The sequence below is a fragment of the Virgibacillus sp. NKC19-3 genome (assembly GCF_019837165.1).
GTDB lineage: Bacteria > Bacillota > Bacilli > Bacillales > Amphibacillaceae > Virgibacillus_L > Virgibacillus_L saliphilus.
In genome coordinates this window covers 2068703-2088046 of sequence record NZ_JAGYHC010000001.1, presented here as the reverse complement: position 1 = coordinate 2088046, position 19344 = coordinate 2068703, and the positions used below count along the sequence as shown (strand labels likewise).

Here is a 19344-nt window from a genome sequence, read left to right as displayed (position 1 = left end):
TAATCCCTCCCTATTTCGCTCGCTGGTAAAATGGTGTTTTTACAACTGTCGCTTTTAACTTACGTTTTCGAACTTGAACATATAATTCTGTGTTTTCTATCGCAAATTCTGCTTTCACTAAAGCTAATCCGATATTTTTATTCAATGTTGGGGATTGTGTACCGGAAGTAATAAACCCGATTTCCTCCTCCCCACTATATACCCCATATCCATGACGAGGGATTCCTTTATCAATCATTTCAATCCCAACAAGTTTTCTCGCTGGTCCATACTCAATCTGCTGCTTTAATTTTTTCTTTCCAATAAAGTCCGCTTCTTTATGAACCTTTACAGCAAATTTCAACCCAGCTTCAACTGGTGTTATATCTTTGGAAAGCTCCTGTCCATAAAGTGCTAAATTTGCTTCAAAACGTAAGGTGTCTCTTGCACCTAATCCAATAGGTTCCACTCCTTCATGTTCTCCAGCTTCCAATATTAACCTCCATAAATCGCTTCCATATGATTTATCAATATAAATTTCAAATCCGTCTTCCCCTGTATAACCTGTGCGTGACACAATGGCAGGTACATCAATGGACGTGAAATAAACATCACTATAAAAACGGAAGAACTTAATTTCACATAAATCTGTATTCGTTACCTTTTGCAGTTTTTTGTGCTTCGGGACCTTGTACGGCTAATTGCGCATAATTATTTGATACATTGGCAATGCTTACATCTTCTCCGCTATAGTCATTGTTTTCCTTTAGCCAATCGAAGTCTTTTTCTGTATTAGCTGCATTCACTACCAATAAATAATCATTTTCTTCCAACATATAAATGATAAAGTCATCAACAGTACCACCGTTTTCATAGCACATGAACGTGTATTGAGCACGTTCTGGGGTTAGTTTTGATACATCGTTTGTTGTCATCTTTTGCAGGAATTCCAAACTTTTCTGACCCTTTACAGTAATTTCCCCCATATGTGAAACATCAAATAAACCCGCTTTGTTTCTTGTGGTCTCATGTTCATGTTTAATACCTGAGAATTGTATTGGAAGATCCCAGCCACCGAAATCGACTGTTTTTGCCCCCAATTTTTCATACTCCGGAAATAACGGTGTTCGTTTTAACTCACTCAACCCATCCACTCCTTTTTATATTTATTCTAAAAAACACAAAAACAGAGATTTCACTGATACCAGATACCAGGAAATCTCTGTCTTCATACCAGAAAGTTGCATATCTATACAGGAAAATTCGGCATTTTCGCATAGATACTTGCTTCGTGGGTGGTCTACTCGTTCGTAAACACTCTCCAGAGGTGCGTCCTACAAGAGTCTGTTTGCCTGAGAGATTCGCGGAATGCTTGCTCCTTCGGCGTTACGTTATACGTAAACTCTCCCCTTGTATTCATTCGCTTTTATGAAAATGGCTTATTTGGTTATACTATTACAAGCATCACGTGAAAAATCTAACTTCATTATAGCATATAACTGCTGGAGAATATATAGAATATATTTTAATTTCATTTTAATCCATTAAAAAAGGAAGTATCATATGACGTCTATTCACTTACAAAAAGATTCAACATTCATTGATCAGCTGCAATCCAGTTTTGAGAAGGAAGGCAAGTTTTCATCATGGGATCTTTTTTCTATGGCTTATCAAGCTGAGCTTACGAAAATTGCGCCTGCATTTTCCGGATTACGCGCATTGGAATATCTACCACATGTTGAATTTTTAGGTCATCAAATTGAAACAGCAAAGCAAGCAATCGAAAACATGAACGGCCGTGCTATATTAGCTGATGAAGTTGGCCTCGGCAAAACCATTGAAGCGGGTCTCATATTAAAAGAATACATGGTTAGAGGCTTAGTGAAAAAAGCCCTTATCCTCGTTCCAGCCTCTCTCGTAAACCAGTGGGTGAAGGAACTAAATGAAAAATTTTATATCCCAGCGGTTGCCCACAGAAAAAATTATTCCTGGGATCAGTTTGATGTTATTATTTCATCGATGGATACGGCAAAGCGTTCCCCGCATCGTGAAAATATATTGGATATCGACTATGACTTTATATTGATTGATGAAGCCCATAAGTTAAAAAATCATAAAACAAAAAACTATTCCTTTGTTCGTTTGTTAAAGAAGAAATACTGTTTATTACTAACAGCAACTCCTGTTCAAAATCGACTTGTTGAAATATTTAACCTGGTTTCGATATTAAGGCCAGGTCATTTGGGTAATTACGATTCATTTCTCAACCAATACGGAAAGGATCGCAAGAAAATCAAACAGGACATATATTTGAAGCAACTAATCCAAAAAGTAATGATTCGTAACACCAGACAAGATACAACATTGAATAATACCAATCGTAATATTGAAACGGTTTGGGTTGATTTTGCACCGGAACAGATGGAGGTTTACGAGGAACTTAATCATATAACAATGCCTTTTTCCTCTTTTTCCAAGATTACTTTTTTACGAGAATTATGCTCGTCACGTGAGGCTTGTTATTTATCCCTTCAAAAATTAGCAATGGAAGGAGATAATAAAGATTCAATTCAGTCGGTACTGTCAAAAATTGAACAATTACCTCACCATATAAAAGCAGAAAAAGTGGTTGAATTACTGAAAGCAATTGGGGATGAAAAAGTAATTATTTTTACCGAGTACCGGGCTACCCAATATTACCTGCAATGGTACCTGCAACAAGAGGGAATTTCTTCTGTTCCTTTTAGAGGTGGTTTCAAAAAAGGGAAAAAGGACTGGATGCGGCAACTTTTCAGAGATCATGCACAGGTTTTAATTGCTACAGAGGCAGGCGGTGAGGGTATAAATCTGCAATTTTGTAATCATATGATTAATTATGACCTACCTTGGAATCCGATGCGATTAGAACAACGTATTGGACGCATCCATCGTTACGGTCAGGAAAAAGATGTCCATGTATATAATTTTGCAATCAAGGATACAATCGAAGAACATATTATGAACTTGCTATATGAAAAAATCAACCTTTTTGAGCAAGTTATTGGTCATCTGGATGATATTTTAGCTGAGCTTGATATAACAGATATGGAAACGGAAATTGAAAATATTTATGCAACATCTACATCAACAGGTGAAGCTAAAATTAAATTGGACAATCTCTCATCTATTATTAAACATACTCGTGATAACGCGAGATAATAAGGAGCGTTCCTATGGCAATTACTAATTTACATGAATTCCTGCAAGATTATTTTACCGCAAATCAGTGTGAACTCATTTTTAATGAGGATGGTGTATTAACAGTACAATTAACAGAAGAAATGGATAGGGCGTTAATGAATCGTCCGTTCTATTGGCATTATGTGAAGAACACGGGGTATGCCGGTGAGCCAATGAAACTTACACTCATCACGAACCCGGAAAAGCGAGAAGAAAAAGGGGAATGGATTCATTTCGGAAGCCCACGGTTACAACAAATACTTAACCAGCTTAAACAAAATGAAAAGGTTACTAAATTATTCCAAAAGGTGAAAACCAATCAAAATACCCCGCTTTACCCCTGGTTGGTGATAAATTTAAAGGTAAGCTATGTTGGAAAGCAAAAAAAGGATGAAGTTTTTTCACTCGGATTGCATTTAGTCAGCGGAATAATGAAAGTAGAAATGATGGAGATAATGCAGCAAGTATCGCTTCAAATGTCCATATCTGATTATTGTTACCCCATTTCACCGCTTATTAAAATAAATAGCGGTTATCTTCGCATCCAGTCGGTCATTGATAATTACATTGAAAATCAAACACATGAATGGGCCGAAGAATCATGGAAAGCATTAGATGAAGAAATACAAATGCTACATCATTTTTATACAGAACAAACAGAAACAATGCAAGAACAAAAGCAAAAAGAATTGATTGAAATCAAAAAACGTTATGAACCATACATATCCTATGAAGTAATTAATGGAGGTATTTTTTATCTTACGGAGGATGCGTTTGCATAGAAAAATAACAGGTGTTGCGCATAAGCACCTGTTATTGAGCCTTTTTCCAAATTGTTTTTAGCGCGAATGGCAAAATCCCCAACCAGCGACTACTGTAAGTTGCAGGGGGCTTTTTTTGTTCTGCTCTGCGCTTTTTTCTTTCTTCAGCAGGTAAATCAATATATGTGACCACTTGTTCCGTCATAAATTTTACATAATCATTTCCGGACATGGTTATCACCTCTTAATAGTTTCTAGTCCTAGCTTTTACAGTACCAATTAAACTTATACCTTCTATATTTTTTGAAAAACTTTTGAAAAAAAGAAGGAATTTAGCAAAATGCGTCGAATATAGTAAGTGTTGCAAATTAAAAAGGAGGTGAACGCTTTTGAATCCTGCTGCAGCAATATCGAATGAACTTCTTACTGCAGCCTTCGAAGTCCAAGCATCGGATATTCATTTTTACCCTTTTCAAAATCACACCAATGTCTATTTTCGCATCCACGGGAAACGAATTTTTTATAAGTATTTAGAAAGTGCACAGTATCAATTGTTATTAACGTACTATAAATTCACATCCGGAATGGATATTGGTGAAATCAGAAAACCACAAAATGGCACCATTACGCATCAAGCATCCAAGCAAACATATTCCCTAAGATTGTCCACACTTCCCGTCAATTTATTGGAAAGCTTAGCCATTCGAATCCTTCCACAGGAAGAAAACCTTTCGCTTGACCAACTTTTTCTTTTTCCAAATCAATTAACTAAACTGAAGGAATGGATTATGGCCCAGGCTGGTATTGTATTATTTACTGGTCCAACTGGGAGTGGGAAAACTACAACCATGTATTCTCTCTTACAAACGACTCTAAATGAAAACTCCTATCAAACGATTACATTGGAAGACCCTATTGAAAAAGAAATGGATAATATTTTACAGGTACAGATTAACGAAAAAGCCGGTATCACCTATCAAACCGGGTTAAAAGCTGCACTCCGACATGACCCGGATATTATCATGATTGGGGAAATTCGTGATGAAGCCACAGCACAGTTTGCTTTTGATGCTTCGCTAACTGGCCATCTTGTACTAAGTACGTTACATGCTAAAAACGCGACAGGAACAGTCCATCGTCTACTGGAAATGGGATTAAAACAAACCGATTTGCAACAATCACTTATCGCAGTGGCAGCATTAAAATTATTGCCTATTCAAATCCATGCAACAACGAAAAGACGAGCAGCAATACTTGAACTGTTAGAAGGTGAACGATTGGAAAACACAATAGTGGGAGTAGATGACGATGCAACAAGCACATTTCATACCTTTGACCACTTAAGAAAGAAGGCTTATGCATATGGATATATCTCTGAAGAGATTTATAAGAATTCGTAAGGACAAACGCTCAAGTGACATTCAATTACGTTTTTTAAAACGGTTAAATCGATTATTAAACAATGGATATCCATTAATCGAAGCTTTAGAAGTAATCAAATGGGACAAACAGCTCATTATACCCGCAACAGAAATTACGGATGCTGTCAAAAACGGATATCCTATTGATAAAGCGTTTGACAAAGCGGCATTTCATCAAACGATTACCACTTATTTATATTTTGTCAGAGTCAACGGAGACGTGCAAGGTAGTATCGGTAAATGTATTGAGATGTACGAACACCGAATAAAATATATGAAAAAATTTCAACAAATCATACGATATCCATTAATCCTGTTACTTATTTTTTCTTTACTACTTTACTTTATTAAACAATATGTGCTTCCATCCTTTGCAGAACTTTTTCAAACAAGCACAGAAGCTTCTTCTATGGTCTCCGTATCTATTTTCATTATTGATTTCTTGGGTAATTTAGTAATTGTTCTAATCGCTTTGCTTTTGATAGCGATCATTATTTGGCACTTTACCAAACATAGGCTTACCATAACAAAACAAATTAGATTTTATAACAGTCTACCGATATACCGAACATTTTTAAAGCTACAAACCTCCTTTCTCTTTGCAACACACTTTAGTACCCTTTTGAAAACCGGCATGTCCTTCAGAGAAATTCTAACGCAGATATCCAGCCAAAAGAAATTACCAATCATTGCACACTACTCTCATTTAATGACAGAAGAATTAATGAGTGGCTTACCCATTGCTAGCTTGCTTTCACAAATGTCCTTTTTGGAAAACCAACTTGCTTCCATTTTTCAAAGAAATGCAGATGTTCATGCATTGGAGAAGGATCTAGATGTATATGCAGAGATACTTACGGAGGAAATACAACGAAAAATAATGAAAGCACTCACACTAATTCAACCAATATTTTTTATTGTATTAGCAAGTTTTATCATTTTTATTTATATGACTTTAATGTGGCCAATGTTCGAATTAATTCAATCAATTTAAATTCAATCAACGTAAAGGAGAGAAAATCGTATGTTTAAAAATAATCGAGGTTTTACACTCATTGAAATGCTTATTGTATTAATGATTATATCTGTCCTGATTATCCTGTTTATACCTAATTTAAGTGATAGAAGCGGCGATGTCCATGGGACGGGTTGTGATGCGCTTATAAGTCTCGTACAAAGCCAAGTGGAATTATATGAACTGGAAGAAGGATCAAAACCTGGAACCATACAAGCATTAGTTGATAACGAATATATTACCCCTGATCAAACGGAATGCTCGAATGGGAATACGCTATCCATTGATAATGGGATGTCTCTGCCAATTAACATGAAAAGCCAACGCGGATTTACCTTCGTCGAATTACTTTTGGTTCTATCCATTCTATCTATTCTATTACTACTTCATGTTCCATTAAATATTTCCGGTTTACAAAAACATCAATCTGAGCAATTTCTGGAAACATTCCAATACGATGTTCTATTTATTCAACACCTTGCTACAACAACTACAGACGATAAAAGAGTATACATCAAGTTCCATAATGAGAGTTATGAGATGATTCATGGAAGAAAAACAATGAAGACCAGGTATTACCCCGATGGTTGGGAAGTGGATCCACGTGTGATGAAAGAAATATCTTTCAAATCAACTGGAACAATAAGGCAGCCCGGCAGGATTAAAATGACCTCAAAGCATAGTACCTACTTCGTTGTCTTCCCACTCGGGAAAGGAAGAGGATATATTGTTGAAGAATAATGGATTTACGTTGGTGGAGGTTCTGGTAGCATCAAGTGTACTCATGATGGTTATAACAACTGTTGTTCCTATCCTATCCCTTATTTCGGAACATCAAGCACTTTTAAGTGATCGGCGCATGTTTAGTTACCATTTACATGATGCATTGCAACCCTATCTTTATCAACAAGATACTGCATTGCCAACAAATTACAATGAAACGATTCACAATAAAACGGTCGCATTTGAATTTCAGGATGAAAATGAGTTAGTCAAAGGATGTGCCAAGTGGCAAAATGTCAAAAATAGCAAAGAAGTTATATGTTTATATGGCTATAGGGAAAAATGATCGGGGATTTACGCTTGTCTCTATTCTATTCAGTATTTCCATTATAGCTGTAACCCTCCCTTTCACAGGTTATTTAATCAATACTATTACGGATACTTCTTCCCATTATGAAGAAGTATCCACGCACCAGTTCTTCCATTTTTTACGGGATGATGTCATTAAAGCAACAAGTTTTACGATTGAATCATCTGCCTTAATTCTCACACTTGAAAATGAAACAACAGCAACTATTGAAAAATACGGAAAACACATTCGACGGAAAACCGATCATGGAGGCCATGAAATATATTTACGTGATATAGAAGATATAACTTTTACCGAACTTCCATACGGTATACATGCAACAGTCACTTCAATGCAAGGAGAACAATATGAAAAGACAATTATTTTTTATGAATAATCATGCTGCAGGTTTCTTTTTCCCCTACGTACTTTTTGTGACAGCAATTGTATTTATTTTTATTACAGCTACGATTACGATGTATGCCAATGACGGTAAGATAACCGAGAAACACATGGAGCAAATCAAAATAGAGACATTATTCCAAATGGCGCATGCCAAATTCAAAGAAGAAAATGAAACAAAGGAAATGGGCAGCGGTGAAACATATTACACATTCCCTGATGGTGATGTCAAAATCACACACACTTTATCAGATGAGGACAGGTATGAAATGTATTTTAAAATAACAACCGACCAAAACGCCGTCTATTCTATAACACATACATGGCAACAGGACCAAGATAATAAGGATGCTGAAGATTAAATGTGAACAATTACCAACAAAGCCGATAAATCGCCCACTTAGGCCCGTATATTTATTATAATAAAGGTAATAAATATGGTGAGGTGAATTTTGATGGAAAATACACTAAAGGTTACGAATGTACTAAGTGATCCAACAAGGTACAATATTTACCAGTATATCATTAAATATCATAAAGAGGTTAGTGTAGTAGAAATCGCTGAAGAATTTGATATTCACCCAAATGTAGCTCGGCTCCATTTATCAAAATTAGAAGATGTTAACATGATTGTTTCCTATGCCCAAAAGACCGGGAAAGGAGGAAGGCCAAGTAGATTATATCGCTTATCCGACGAAGTCGTTGAACTTAATTTTCCACACCGGGACTATAAACTTCTATCCACCATTGCACTTGAATCATTTGCAGAACTCGGTGATCCAGGTAAACAGGCACTATATACAACTGGGGAGAAGTACGGAAATCAAATAATGGAACAATACAACACGTCGGGCGCTTCCCAAGAACTCAACACAGAACAAAAAGTTAAAATTTTACAAGATGCAGGAACAATGTTAGGAATGTATCCTAGTTTTGTTCACCATGCAGATTCGAATCGTATTTCATTTCAAATTAGTAATTGCCCATTTAAGGAAATTGCCTCCACCAATCACACAATGGTTTGTAAAATGCACCATGCTTTTTTAAAAGGAATGTTTGAAGCATTATTTACAGAAGTTGATCTTATCGAAGAAGACAATATTTTCCAAGGCTGTGAAAATTGTACGTATACAGCAAAACTTTCAATTGTTTAACAAGATTCGTTTACAAGTTATCTTTCCTAGTTTATAATGACAATGATAAGGTTACCAAAAGGAGGGGAAAGCATGGATCGAATGTTTCGTGTGTGTGCCTTTTGGACGGGTATTTTTACAGTAATGTTTTATGTTGGCGATATGCTGCAAACTGCACTATTATTCCTCGTTCAAACGGCATTTTTCCTTACATTAAGCTACTTAAAATTATCCGAACGTATGTATATGTATTTATTCGGTGCTTATCTTACCGTGTTCATGGTTGGCTTTACTTGGTATTCTGAATTTATACTTGTACCTGGTTTCGGACACTAAAAATAAAAAGAACCCCGCTTTACATACATACGCAGGGTTCTTTTTATTTTTCATATCGCCATTGTCAAGTAACAGCCAACATTGAAAAGCAACAATAGTTACGAAGCATGCACTATTTTTATAACACCCTTTATCTTTTATTGCACAAACGGGTTGTTTGCCTTTTCGTTCCCTATAGTTGTTCTTGAGCCATGACCTGGGTAAACGACCAACGTGTCATCTAGTTGATAAAGAGAAAAGCGTATACTGTCTTCTAGTTGCTTCATATCTCCACCTGGCAAATCAGTTCGACCAATTCCTTGTTGAAATAAAACGTCGCCGGAAATGACAAAACCTTCATCTTTGAAAATGAAGCTAACACTTCCTGGCGAATGTCCTGGTGTATGAATTACCTGAAACGTGAACGGGGCTAAATGTATTTCACCAGGCTCTAACATATATTCTGCCCGCTTTGTTTTTATTTCTTTTCCAATAAAAGAGATGGATCCATTTAAACGTGGTTCTTCCAACCAGGATGCTTCATTTTCATGTAAATAAACATCCAAATCATAATAGTTACGCAAATCCTCTACTCCCCCTATATGATCAAAATGCGCATGTGTTAATAGAATAGCTCGGGGAGTGAGATCTTCTTTATGTAAAAAATCAATTACATTGTTCGCTTCCCCGCCAGGGTCGATAATTAGAGCATTGTGATCATCATATACAATATAACAATTCGTGCCTATTGGACCTAAAGACATCCCTTTTATATCCATGCAAAAACCTCCAAACAACCTATTTTTAAACTTTGAGGATATACCTCGACAAAAGCCCATTTCTATTATAAAATAAATAATATACTTACTTGGTTACATAATAATACAAAAGTAGTTCCTACATCAATACTGATTATTTAGGAAGGAATAAGGGAGGATAAAATAAATGCATACCATTTTGGCGATTTTATTTTTATTGATTGCTCTACTATCTGTTGTATCCGTCATTCGTCAACTTAAATACAAGAATTTGTTGGCATTAGGATTCTCAGTAATTGCAACCTTAGCATTTGGCTTTTTTTCAATTGCCACTATCATTTCAGAAATTTCCGGCGCATAAAATAAAGATTAGCAAGAGGTTGGGGCAAACGTGTTTTTAACAAATAAATTCCGAACATACATCGTTTCTAAAAATATACTTCGCGCACCTTAGGGCGGCTGGTGAGCCCCCTTGTGCTCGTCGTGTTGCAAGCGGCTTCGAGGGTCAGCACTTCTTGCAAAAAAGATTGCTATCGCACTTCGGTGTCTCACCTGTGCCTTCCCTCCTGCTGGAGTCTCCACATATTTCCTACGCTAAGTTTGGCAATGTTCGTCTTTTTAATGAAACACGTTTGAATTGTCCCAGCCTCCTCAACTATTATAAAAGCTGCTTTAATATTTGTTAAAAGCAGCTTTTATTTTTTACTTCTCTTCCTCAAAACCATCAATCGCAATCATTCACCATAAACGATATCATCTTGGAATATATTAGTACCGAAGCCTTGCATTCATAAACCTTTCCTTCGTGCAACTAAATTCAAGCGATTAGCCAACATTTCCTAATTAAGCCTCATCTTATATTTTATCTAAATATGACGATTGTTAAAATAGCTTTTTTATCGGCAAAAAGCCTAAAATGTAATATCCAGTAACTTTTGACGGACAAAAAATGCACCGCCAATGATTCCGGCATCGTTTCCTAACCGAGCTATTTTCATTTCACAAATATCACTGACACGAGGCAGAGCATATTTGTGAAAAGCATTTTTAATTTCATCAAGTAGTTGATCTCCCGCTTTAGAGACACCACCGCCAATAAGTACTTTAGAGGGATTAATGATGGTTCCCATATTCGCGATAAACAGTCCCAGCGCATCCGCAGTGTCATGGATGATATGTTTGCAGTCGGTATCTCCACTTTTGGCTAAATCAAATACATCTTTTGCAGATACAGTTCCTGTTTGCTGATAATGTGTTGATAACCTGCTTATTGAGTTGTTTTGGAGTTTATCCATGGCCTGACGTGCGATACCTGTAGCAGAAGCAATCGTTTCCAAACAGCCGCTGCGACCACAATTGCATAGATGACCATGCGGATCTATCGTTGTATGGCCAATCTCTCCGGCCATGCCATTTTCACCATTTAGTATCTCGCCATTTGCAATAATTCCACCACCAACTCCAGTACCTAACGTTATGGCAATGACATTTCGTGCCTGATTTCCGGCACCCTTCCAATTTTCACCTAATACCGCGATATTTGCATCATTTTCCACAAATACGGGTAATCCAGATTTGTCCTTCAATTGCGCCGCCAATTCAAAATTTTTCCAACCAATATTGACCGCTTCGTAAACAAATCCAGTGTCTCCATCGATAAAACCTGGTGCACCTACACCAATGCCTAATACCATGTCTGTAGTTAAATTTAATGCTGTTAACTGAATACGAATCGACTGCCATAAATCATCAATGATGGAGACGCCTCCATTTGATTTATTGGTTGGTATCTCCCATTTTTTTAATATTTCACCTTCATTATTAATAAATCCAATTTTAACTGTTGTTCCACCAATATCCGCACCAATTATTATTTTGTCCATATTTTGCTCCCCATTTCCCCACGTACATAATTGTAACTTTTTTCACAAGGTAAATTCACCCATTTTTATTATTTGAAAATCAGTACATACAATTATATCAAATCTCACCTTCATTAGGAATAAATATATCTATGAGAAAACAAGATCATCTACCAAACAAAGCATAAATATTGCTTTTTGCACATACCTTTTAAGAAAGTCACGTTATTTAAAGGAATGACAATGATGAAGAATTGGATATTTATTACAATTGCACTATCATTAATCACTTTATTTGGCATTGTTTATTTTGTAAAAATGAATACCTCTCCTGCTATTACATATTTTCCTATCGATGAGAAAACTCCTTTTACCCATGCGAATACAAGCTTGGAACTGTCTACTGCTAAAGGAAATGACTCGTATGAGATAGATTGGACAAGCAATTCCAGAAGCGGTAAGGAAATGTATCTACGTCAAGATGCATCATTGTTATTTGACAACGGTAGATTAAGAGGGGTTCATAGTAAATGGATGCAGGATACGGAATCTATTTATTTGGAAGAAGCACTTCTAAGTGAAGATAGTAGTTACTTTCAAGCTATTTCGTTTCATCATGGTGAGGTACATTATCCGAATGATGAAATTAAAAGTATCCATCAGATGTCCAACGATCACCTGTATGTAATAGATTCACCAGCTACACCACTTGAAGCTTTTCACTCACCTAAGAACAAAGCCCAAAACGAATGGAAGGAATTACTCGATCGTACAACAAAACAACAATTACTGCATCATTGGCATCAACTGTTTACCCATTTTAACATTTCCAGTGAATCCTATCTTGCTGTTCCACTTACAAATTTATATCACTATAACAATCAACCTCTCCCTTCCATGACACAGGAACAAACAAATAAAGTCATTGGCCAATTATGGGAAGGTGTATACAAAAATTATATTATTCCAGCGGCCAATACAGAAAATAATAAGCTGGAAAGCTTTGTTCCGATTGTATTATTCGATAAGGACAACGATCATTTACTTGTATTGTTTGAATTAAATGGTAAGAAAGAAAAACTTATTCAAAACTATTCATTTTAAAGGGGCTGGGACAAAAGTGTTTTTAACAAATAAATTCCGAACATACATCGCTTCTAAAAATATACTTCGCGCACCTTAGGGCGGCTGGTGAGCCCCCTTGTGCGCTTCGTGTTGCAAGCGACTTCGAGGGGCAGCACTCCTCGCAAAAAAGATTGCTATCGCACTTCGGTGTCTCACCTATGCCTTCCCTCCCGCTGGAGTCTCCGCATATTTCCTACGCTAAGTTTGATAATGTTCGTCTTTTTAATGAAACACGTTTGTTTTGTCCGAGCCTCTTATTTTTAATTCACATTCTCACCTGTAATTTCTTCATATAACGTTATAACATCCTCATCATCCGGGTTCATTTCATAAGCCGTCTGTACCATTTCTTCTGCTTTTTCTTCCTCCCCTTTATTATAATAGAGGAGAGCTAGATTCTGGTAAGCTTGCGGCAAAGCATCATCATATTTGATGCTATTCTCTAAATCTTCAATTGCCTGATCAACTTGATTCATTTCAATGTAAGCATAAGACCGTTGAAATAATATAGTCGCCTCGAGATCTCCTGATAGCTCTAGTGCATGGTCAGCAATATCGATTACTCCCTCGTAATTGTCTTCCATGAGTAATTCTTCTATCTTCATTAATTGATAGGATTGACTGTTCACATTATGCTGCAAGCCAAATGCTACTAATCCATACGTCATAAGCAAATAAACAATAAACGCTAGAAACTGTATACGAACGTTTTTATTTTTTGGCAAATGAATAATAGCTGAAGCAATAAATCCTCCAATTAACCCTCCAAGATGGGCTCCCATATCAATTTGTGAAATGGTGAAACCAAATACAATATTAATTCCTATTAATAGCAGAACCCCACTACCCATCGTTTGAAAAAACAATTTCTTATGAATACAACCGAAAAACAAAATAGCCCCAAACAAGCCAAATAGTGCACCGGATGCACCGGCAGATACATTTGTACTAAATGCAAAACTTGCAAGCCCTCCAGCGATACCTGCAAGGAAATAAATAACAAAAAAACGCCATGAACCATACATTCTTTCTACTAATGTTCCTAAATAGTATACTGCTAGCATATTCATAAGTAAGTGTAAGAATCCTATATGCAGAAACATAGAGCTGATAATGCGCCACCATTGCCCTTCTTCTACGATTGCCGGATTATACTTTGCACCGAATTCAATCAAGTGATCAATAGATGTACTACTACCAGTGCTTTCAAATATAAAGAATAGAATAATATTTATACCTAATAACAAATAAGTCAGGAATGGCTTACCGAATGAAAATACATTTTTAGCTTCTTGCTTTTTATGATGCAACGCATTCATTAAAAAACGTTTATAATGTTCAACCGCTTCTTCTTTTGCAGTAACAGTCAGCGCATCTGAACTCGGGCTTGAAGTGGAGCCAATATCTGTAAAGAGCCTTTCTTTTTCTTCGGTTAAGTCATCTTCTGCTAAATAATATACATTCATCTTTACCGGATTTCTCTCGTTTAATTGCATTGGTTTCCTTAAAATTTCCCAGTCATCTACCGGGGCATGGGCGGACACATAAACATTATGCAATTCCACATGTTTACCAGCCAATAATCGCTTGATGGCTTTCGCTTTTTGAAATACCAGTGCGATATCTTTTTTTAAATGATTTTTCCAGTCAAATCCTTTATGTAAAAGCCGTACTACCGTCGATGTATTTTTGGAATACTTTTCCAACCATATTTCTTCCTCTTTTTCACTTATTTCCAAAACATCAAAATGTTCATGAGCAACCAAATAATACGCTATTTCGTACATGGTATAGTTTTCATCCAGATACATACATTTCCTCTCCCCCCATACATCATACCAAAACAGTAATGCTTTTTCCCACAAAAAGCAAAAAGAAGCTGCTTAACGAAACAACTTCTTTTACTCATCAGTAAAATGAATGACTTGATTGTCTATTAAATAATCCTGGTAAGACCTTCTTTCTTATTGCTGGCATCCTCATCGAAAGAGATACTACAATTCTCCGTAAGAAACTTATCGCCAAGATTGTATTCATTACTCGATACCGCCATTTATAAAGAACGGAAACTGCAGTTATAGCACTAGCAAAAATGATAATAAATCGCATCTAAACAAACACCCTTTTCTACTTATGGTGTTATTAGTTATTTTCCGTTAGCACGACAATTATGCATAAAATGAACCCTAACCTTATAGCTTATCTATACCATCTTGCGTAATCAGATGCTTAACAGGAAGATCGAATTCCTCCGTAGGGATTGTTTCAGTTAATTGACTTTTGTGTAATAAAGAAGCTGTTTCATTGGGGTAGTCCATTAAAAAACGATCGTAGTATCCCCCACCAAATCCAACACGATAGCCATTTTTATCAAATAGCAATCCAGGCACGATCAATAAATCAATGGCAGCTTTGGCGACTTCCCTTGTTTCATCCGGTTTTGGTTCCAATAAATTGTTAAAAACGACTTCCAATTGATCATAACTCTTCAATTGATAAAATGTAAGCTTTCTATCCTGTGGAAAGCATTTTGGTACACATACGATTTTGTTTTGCTTCCATGCAGTTTCAATGACAGGTATGGTATCCCATTCAAATCCCTTTGCTATGGTAATACCCACTGAGTCTGCCTCTTCCCAAAGGGTAGAATGAACAAGATTTGCTGTTAATTGTTCTTCAATTTTTGCCTATTTATTCCTGTAATATTCTTTAGTGTGGCGATTGCAGATTTTCGCAACTGCTTTTTATCCAAAAAATCACCTCTTATCAGAATAGTTGCGCTTATGTAAATGCGGAAGTTTTTAAACCTTATCAGCGAAAATAAACTCTTACCAATGAAGCTGATAAGAGTTTGTCCTAGTACCAATTATTTTGTTTCACGGTGCAGTGTATGTTTCTTTAAGCGTGGACTATATTTCATAAGCTCTAAACGCTCCGGATTAGTACGTTTGTTTTTAGTTGAAATATAATTACGGTCTCCTGTTTCTGTACAAGCTAAAGTAATATTTACGCGCATCATTTTCCCTCCAAACTTTTAGAAAAACGCAGGATTTTGCCAACAAGCAATCACATACTACGTTTTTGTTATTATCCTTAGAAATTCACTTTTTCTTAAGTGTAATAAGCTTTCTTTATAAACTGCTTTTAGTGCACATCAGACCTAATTATAATAGCAGATGTTTTAATAATTATCAAGAACTCTAGAACAAAAAATAGTGTTTCCCCATTTTTATTTCTATGTTATAACTAATACTGTATCATAAATAGATAACTACTATAAATGAAATGGAGGGACTCAAATGATTGTTGCAGGAATTGCTATAATAATTGTTGCTATCGTCTTATTTATCTCATCATTTTTCATGAATGATAAATTTAAAGACTTGGAAAGTCAAGTGGAACAGCTTTCTATCTCCACCATGCAGGATACATATCAGATGAAGAAAAAAATTAATATTCTGGAAGAGAAATTACGTTCAGAGGATATCATGCAAGATTCACGCTCTAAAAAGGAGAAAAATAATTCATAATTTAATAGAAAAGAAGGAGAAAAATATGAAACAACCAGTACGTTCATTCGCAATAGGCTTATTTACAGCTGGGCTAATTATGCTGATTGTAGTTTATTTTTTTGATCCGCCATCAAATGAAACCAAACCGCTATCCTCTGATGAGATGATCTCGACACTTGAGGAACAAGGTTATCATGTTTTGACGGAATCCGAATACATTTCACTATCGGTAAATGACGGAAGTAATTCAAATGAAGACACTTTATCCGAGGAATCTGAAAGCGACGAATCAGAAAACCAGGACGCGGAAGAAACCGATGAAAATGGTTCAGAAGAAGATAATACAACAGATGTGGATACAGAAACATCGTATACATTAAATATAGAAGAAGGTATGGATTCTGGCACCATTAGTTCATCATTGGCCGAGAACGATATAATAGACGATGCTGCGGAATTTAGCCAATACCTGAATGAAGAGGGCTATGAGGAGTATATACAAATCGGAGAACATGAAGTATCAAGCGACATGAGTTTTTATGAAATAGCTGAACATATCGCAAATTAAAAGCTATATTGCAGCATCTGAACATTTGCTGCAATATAGCTTTTTTAATGAATATGAAGATCCAGCTAAGGGCTTATTCCTCGTCTTCTTCACTTCTATCCTCTTTTAAATCGAAATACGTATCCAGAATTCCTTCTCCGATATAGTGATTGACTCCACTAGCATCTCCGGTATTTGGAACAATAACCGCAAACGCTATTTCCGGCTCATCAAAAGGAGCATATCCGACTAAACTGAGATTCTCTGTATATTGTTCCACGTCTCCATCCTCATATACTTCATTTTCTGCCGTACCTGTTTTACCGGCAGGATTATAATCCTTGTCTCCAAAATAATTGTACCCCGTTCCATCGGAGGTTTGAAATACTTGACGGAATCCTTCCTGCACGCGATCAATCTTATCCTGATCCATTTGAATTCTATTCAATACATCGGTATTATGATGTTTATAGATAGTGCCCAAATTATCTTCTGAAGCAACAGGGTTTCGAATTTCTTTCAGGAAATGCGGTTGAACACGATACCCATCGTTAGCGATTGTTGATACATATTGTGCCATTTGCAAGGTAGTATAGGTGTCAAATTGGCCAATTGCATAGTCCATAAAATTACCAGCATTACCTTGGGAACCTACAAAGCCAGTAGATTCAAATGGGAAATCAATACCTGTTTCTGAACCAAGACCAAATTGCCTGAAGTAGTTACGCATCTCCTGCCAAGCACCCGAATCAAATGATACAGTTTCATTTCGCTGATAATTATACTCACCACCCATACGCATAGCAAGATGAAACATGTATATGTTGGATGATTGTTGTAAAGCATTCAGATCATTAACTAACCCTAAGTTCTTCCAGGATGATTTTTCCTCTGTTCCAGCAATTTTAATTGGTGAATCATAGAATGTTTGTCCCGGTGTAATAACTTCAGACTCGTAGCCTGCTAACATCGTTGCACCTTTTACAATCGATCCTGGTCGATGCGCGTCATATAATGCTTTAGAAGCAGTATTATTGAACTCATCTTTTTCTCTGTCATAACTTTGTCCGGATACCGCTAATAATTCACCAGTTTGTGGATTCATAACGACAGCAAGCGCATCTTCTATATTCCGATTTTCATATGGTTCTTCACTTATCGCTTTATCTAATTCTTCACGAACAATTTCATCCACCTGTTCTTGGAATTCCATATCAATGGTTAATACTAAATCTTTACCGCGCTCTCCTTCTACAACCGTTTCTGTATTAACAACATTTCCACTCTTATCTGTTGAATATTGAATCTGTTCCTTTGTACCTCTTAGTACATCTTCATACTGTTCTTCTAAGCCATTTTTGCCGACACGATCATTTCTACTGTATCCCCTTGTGACATAATATTCTTCTTGATCTCCAGGAATTCCTTCCTCCTGTGACGTAATGGCACCAAGAAGATTACGGAAAGTTTCATCATATGGATATTCTCTATTCCAGTCTGTTGTTGCATTAACACCAGGTAAATCATCGAGATGTTCAGCAACAAGAGCATATTCTTCTGACGTTACCTCTTTATTTTTAACAATTTGAGGTGTTAATGACTGTGCCTTGTCTAACTCCTTCTTAATAGCAATTACTTCTTCTTCCGCTTCAGAAAAATCACTTATCTCTTCTTCCGAGATTCGATCCAAAACTGTATTATAGCGTTCGGAATCACTCATCTCTTCCGCCTCTTCATCTGATACACGGCTCTCTGCTTCATCCTCGTTTTTCAAGTACCAGTATTCCTGCCTGTTTCGTTCGGTAATCCCATCGGTGTCCATGGAAATAAATGCGGCTAAATCTTCTGCCACCTCCAACCGATCTTCTGCCTGTACGCTTTTGGGCGGCGTATATGTTATCGAGTATAACGGTTTATTGTCAACCACAACATCGTGATTACTATCATATATTTTGCCCCGTGGAACCGGAACTTTCGATGTATCTTCTATCGTGCGTTCAATTTCTTCTTGAAAGCTTTCCCCATTTAAAATCTGTACAACACCCAGTTGAAGAATTAATACAGAAAAAGATAAAAATACAACGAAAAATAGTATATTTAATCGAAAAGGAAGCTGTGCCTTTTTCTTTTTTTTCTTTTTTACCATTTATTCTCCCCCATATAAATTACTTCATGACGACTTACTTCCCTCTATTATACCATTTATTTCATGAAATTCGAACA

The 19344-nt window shown here is 36.4% G+C and carries 22 protein-coding genes, 1 pseudogene and 1 riboswitch; of the genes and pseudogenes, 14 read left to right on the top strand and 9 right to left on the bottom strand.

The annotated features are described in order from the left end of the window. Positions 1-10 precede the first annotated feature (10 nt). Positions 11-1124, bottom strand: a pseudogene (gene gcvT / locus KFZ56_RS10070) (glycine cleavage system aminomethyltransferase GcvT). Positions 1125-1309: 185 nt separating this feature from the next. After that, positions 1310-1399: riboswitch (glycine riboswitch) on the bottom strand. Between the two features lie 143 nt (positions 1400-1542). On the opposite strand from gcvT, the gene KFZ56_RS10065 reads away from it, so the two are divergent. Both KFZ56_RS10065 and KFZ56_RS10060 read left to right on the top strand, forming a co-directional pair. Next, a complete protein-coding gene (locus KFZ56_RS10065) occupies positions 1543-3177 on the top strand; it encodes a DEAD/DEAH box helicase (protein ID WP_222641809.1) in 1635 nt (544 codons plus the stop codon). Between the two features lie 14 nt (positions 3178-3191). Next, positions 3192-3980, top strand: a complete 789-nt coding sequence (locus KFZ56_RS10060; protein ID WP_222641808.1) for a YqhG family protein — start codon at positions 3192-3194, stop codon at positions 3978-3980. 31 nt (positions 3981-4011) lie between these two features. Here the strand turns inward: KFZ56_RS10060 and KFZ56_RS10055 are convergent, their stop codons facing one another. Further along, positions 4012-4191, bottom strand: coding sequence for a YqzE family protein (locus KFZ56_RS10055; protein ID WP_222641807.1), 180 nt, complete (start codon positions 4189-4191; stop codon positions 4012-4014). Between the two features lie 157 nt (positions 4192-4348). Between KFZ56_RS10055 and comGA the strand changes: the two genes are divergently transcribed. The 8 genes from comGA (at position 4349) to KFZ56_RS10015 (ending at position 9338) form a co-directional block, all read left to right on the top strand. Then, the gene (gene comGA, locus KFZ56_RS10050; protein WP_222641806.1) at positions 4349-5359 is read left to right on the top strand and encodes a competence type IV pilus ATPase ComGA; all 1011 of its coding nucleotides are present in this window, start codon (positions 4349-4351) and stop codon (positions 5357-5359) included. Continuing rightward, positions 5322-6374 carry a competence type IV pilus assembly protein ComGB gene (comGB, locus tag KFZ56_RS10045; RefSeq protein WP_222641805.1) on the top strand — a complete coding sequence of 351 codons (1053 nt, stop codon included), beginning with the start codon at positions 5322-5324 and terminating at the stop codon, positions 6372-6374. The genes comGA and comGB overlap by 38 nt, the downstream gene beginning before the upstream one ends. Before the next feature lie 30 nt (positions 6375-6404). Then, positions 6405-7136 (top strand): competence type IV pilus major pilin ComGC, encoded by a 732-nt coding sequence (gene comGC / locus KFZ56_RS19885; protein ID WP_222641804.1) that lies wholly within the window; start codon positions 6405-6407, stop codon positions 7134-7136. Then, positions 7123-7464 (top strand): type II secretion system protein, encoded by a 342-nt coding sequence (locus tag KFZ56_RS10035; protein WP_222641803.1) that lies wholly within the window; start codon positions 7123-7125, stop codon positions 7462-7464. The genes comGC and KFZ56_RS10035 overlap by 14 nt, the downstream gene beginning before the upstream one ends. Beyond that, positions 7412-7864: a competence type IV pilus minor pilin ComGF gene (locus KFZ56_RS10030; protein ID WP_222641802.1), complete on the top strand. Its 453-nt coding sequence runs from the start codon at positions 7412-7414 to the stop codon at positions 7862-7864. The genes KFZ56_RS10035 and KFZ56_RS10030 overlap by 53 nt, the downstream gene beginning before the upstream one ends. Next, positions 7836-8231 carry a hypothetical protein gene (locus tag KFZ56_RS10025; RefSeq protein WP_222641801.1) on the top strand — a complete coding sequence of 132 codons (396 nt, stop codon included), beginning with the start codon at positions 7836-7838 and terminating at the stop codon, positions 8229-8231. The genes KFZ56_RS10030 and KFZ56_RS10025 overlap by 29 nt, the downstream gene beginning before the upstream one ends. Before the next feature lie 93 nt (positions 8232-8324). Then, entirely contained in the window at positions 8325-9023 is a 699-nt protein-coding gene (locus KFZ56_RS10020; RefSeq protein WP_222641800.1) for a helix-turn-helix transcriptional regulator, read from the top strand. Positions 9024-9095: 72 nt separating this feature from the next. Beyond that, complete coding sequence (locus KFZ56_RS10015) at positions 9096-9338, top strand: DUF2626 domain-containing protein (protein WP_222641799.1); 243 nt, start codon at positions 9096-9098, stop codon at positions 9336-9338. 137 nt (positions 9339-9475) lie between these two features. On the opposite strand, the gene KFZ56_RS10010 is transcribed toward KFZ56_RS10015, so the two are convergent. Then, positions 9476-10096 (bottom strand): MBL fold metallo-hydrolase, encoded by a 621-nt coding sequence (locus KFZ56_RS10010; RefSeq protein WP_222641798.1) that lies wholly within the window; start codon positions 10094-10096, stop codon positions 9476-9478. A 166-nt stretch (positions 10097-10262) separates the two neighbouring features. On the opposite strand from KFZ56_RS10010, the gene KFZ56_RS10005 reads away from it, so the two are divergent. Beyond that, positions 10263-10436 carry a DUF2759 family protein gene (locus tag KFZ56_RS10005; protein ID WP_222641797.1) on the top strand — a complete coding sequence of 58 codons (174 nt, stop codon included), beginning with the start codon at positions 10263-10265 and terminating at the stop codon, positions 10434-10436. A 550-nt stretch (positions 10437-10986) separates the two neighbouring features. On the opposite strand, the gene KFZ56_RS10000 is transcribed toward KFZ56_RS10005, so the two are convergent. Beyond that, positions 10987-11958 (bottom strand): ROK family glucokinase, encoded by a 972-nt coding sequence (locus KFZ56_RS10000; RefSeq protein ID WP_222641796.1) that lies wholly within the window; start codon positions 11956-11958, stop codon positions 10987-10989. Between the two features lie 225 nt (positions 11959-12183). Here KFZ56_RS10000 and KFZ56_RS09995 point away from each other — a divergent pair, with 225 nt between their 5' ends. Then, entirely contained in the window at positions 12184-13041 is an 858-nt protein-coding gene (locus KFZ56_RS09995; RefSeq protein WP_222641795.1) for a hypothetical protein, read from the top strand. 281 nt (positions 13042-13322) lie between these two features. Here the strand turns inward: KFZ56_RS09995 and KFZ56_RS09990 are convergent, their stop codons facing one another. From KFZ56_RS09990 to rpmG, 4 genes are all read right to left on the bottom strand, one after another. Further along, on the bottom strand, positions 13323-14873 hold the full coding sequence (locus tag KFZ56_RS09990; protein ID WP_222641794.1) for a rhomboid family intramembrane serine protease: 1551 nt from the start codon (positions 14871-14873) through the stop codon (positions 13323-13325). Between the two features lie 97 nt (positions 14874-14970). Beyond that, positions 14971-15171 carry a protein YqgO gene (gene yqgO, locus KFZ56_RS20210; RefSeq protein WP_511262239.1) on the bottom strand — a complete coding sequence of 67 codons (201 nt, stop codon included), beginning with the start codon at positions 15169-15171 and terminating at the stop codon, positions 14971-14973. An 83-nt stretch (positions 15172-15254) separates the two neighbouring features. After that, complete coding sequence (locus KFZ56_RS09985; protein WP_309228351.1) at positions 15255-15743, bottom strand: 5-formyltetrahydrofolate cyclo-ligase; 489 nt, start codon at positions 15741-15743, stop codon at positions 15255-15257. 185 nt (positions 15744-15928) lie between these two features. Then, positions 15929-16078 (bottom strand): 50S ribosomal protein L33, encoded by a 150-nt coding sequence (gene rpmG, locus KFZ56_RS09980; RefSeq protein ID WP_010530995.1) that lies wholly within the window; start codon positions 16076-16078, stop codon positions 15929-15931. A 283-nt stretch (positions 16079-16361) separates the two neighbouring features. Here rpmG and KFZ56_RS09975 point away from each other — a divergent pair, with 283 nt between their 5' ends. Next, positions 16362-16592 (top strand): hypothetical protein, encoded by a 231-nt coding sequence (locus tag KFZ56_RS09975; protein WP_222641793.1) that lies wholly within the window; start codon positions 16362-16364, stop codon positions 16590-16592. Between the two features lie 25 nt (positions 16593-16617). Then, positions 16618-17142 (top strand): hypothetical protein, encoded by a 525-nt coding sequence (locus KFZ56_RS09970; protein ID WP_222644071.1) that lies wholly within the window; start codon positions 16618-16620, stop codon positions 17140-17142. Between the two features lie 73 nt (positions 17143-17215). Here KFZ56_RS09970 and KFZ56_RS09965 read toward each other — a convergent pair whose 3' ends face one another. After that, on the bottom strand, positions 17216-19267 hold the full coding sequence (locus KFZ56_RS09965; RefSeq protein ID WP_222641792.1) for a peptidoglycan D,D-transpeptidase FtsI family protein: 2052 nt from the start codon (positions 19265-19267) through the stop codon (positions 17216-17218). Positions 19268-19344: the final 77 nt, after the last annotated feature.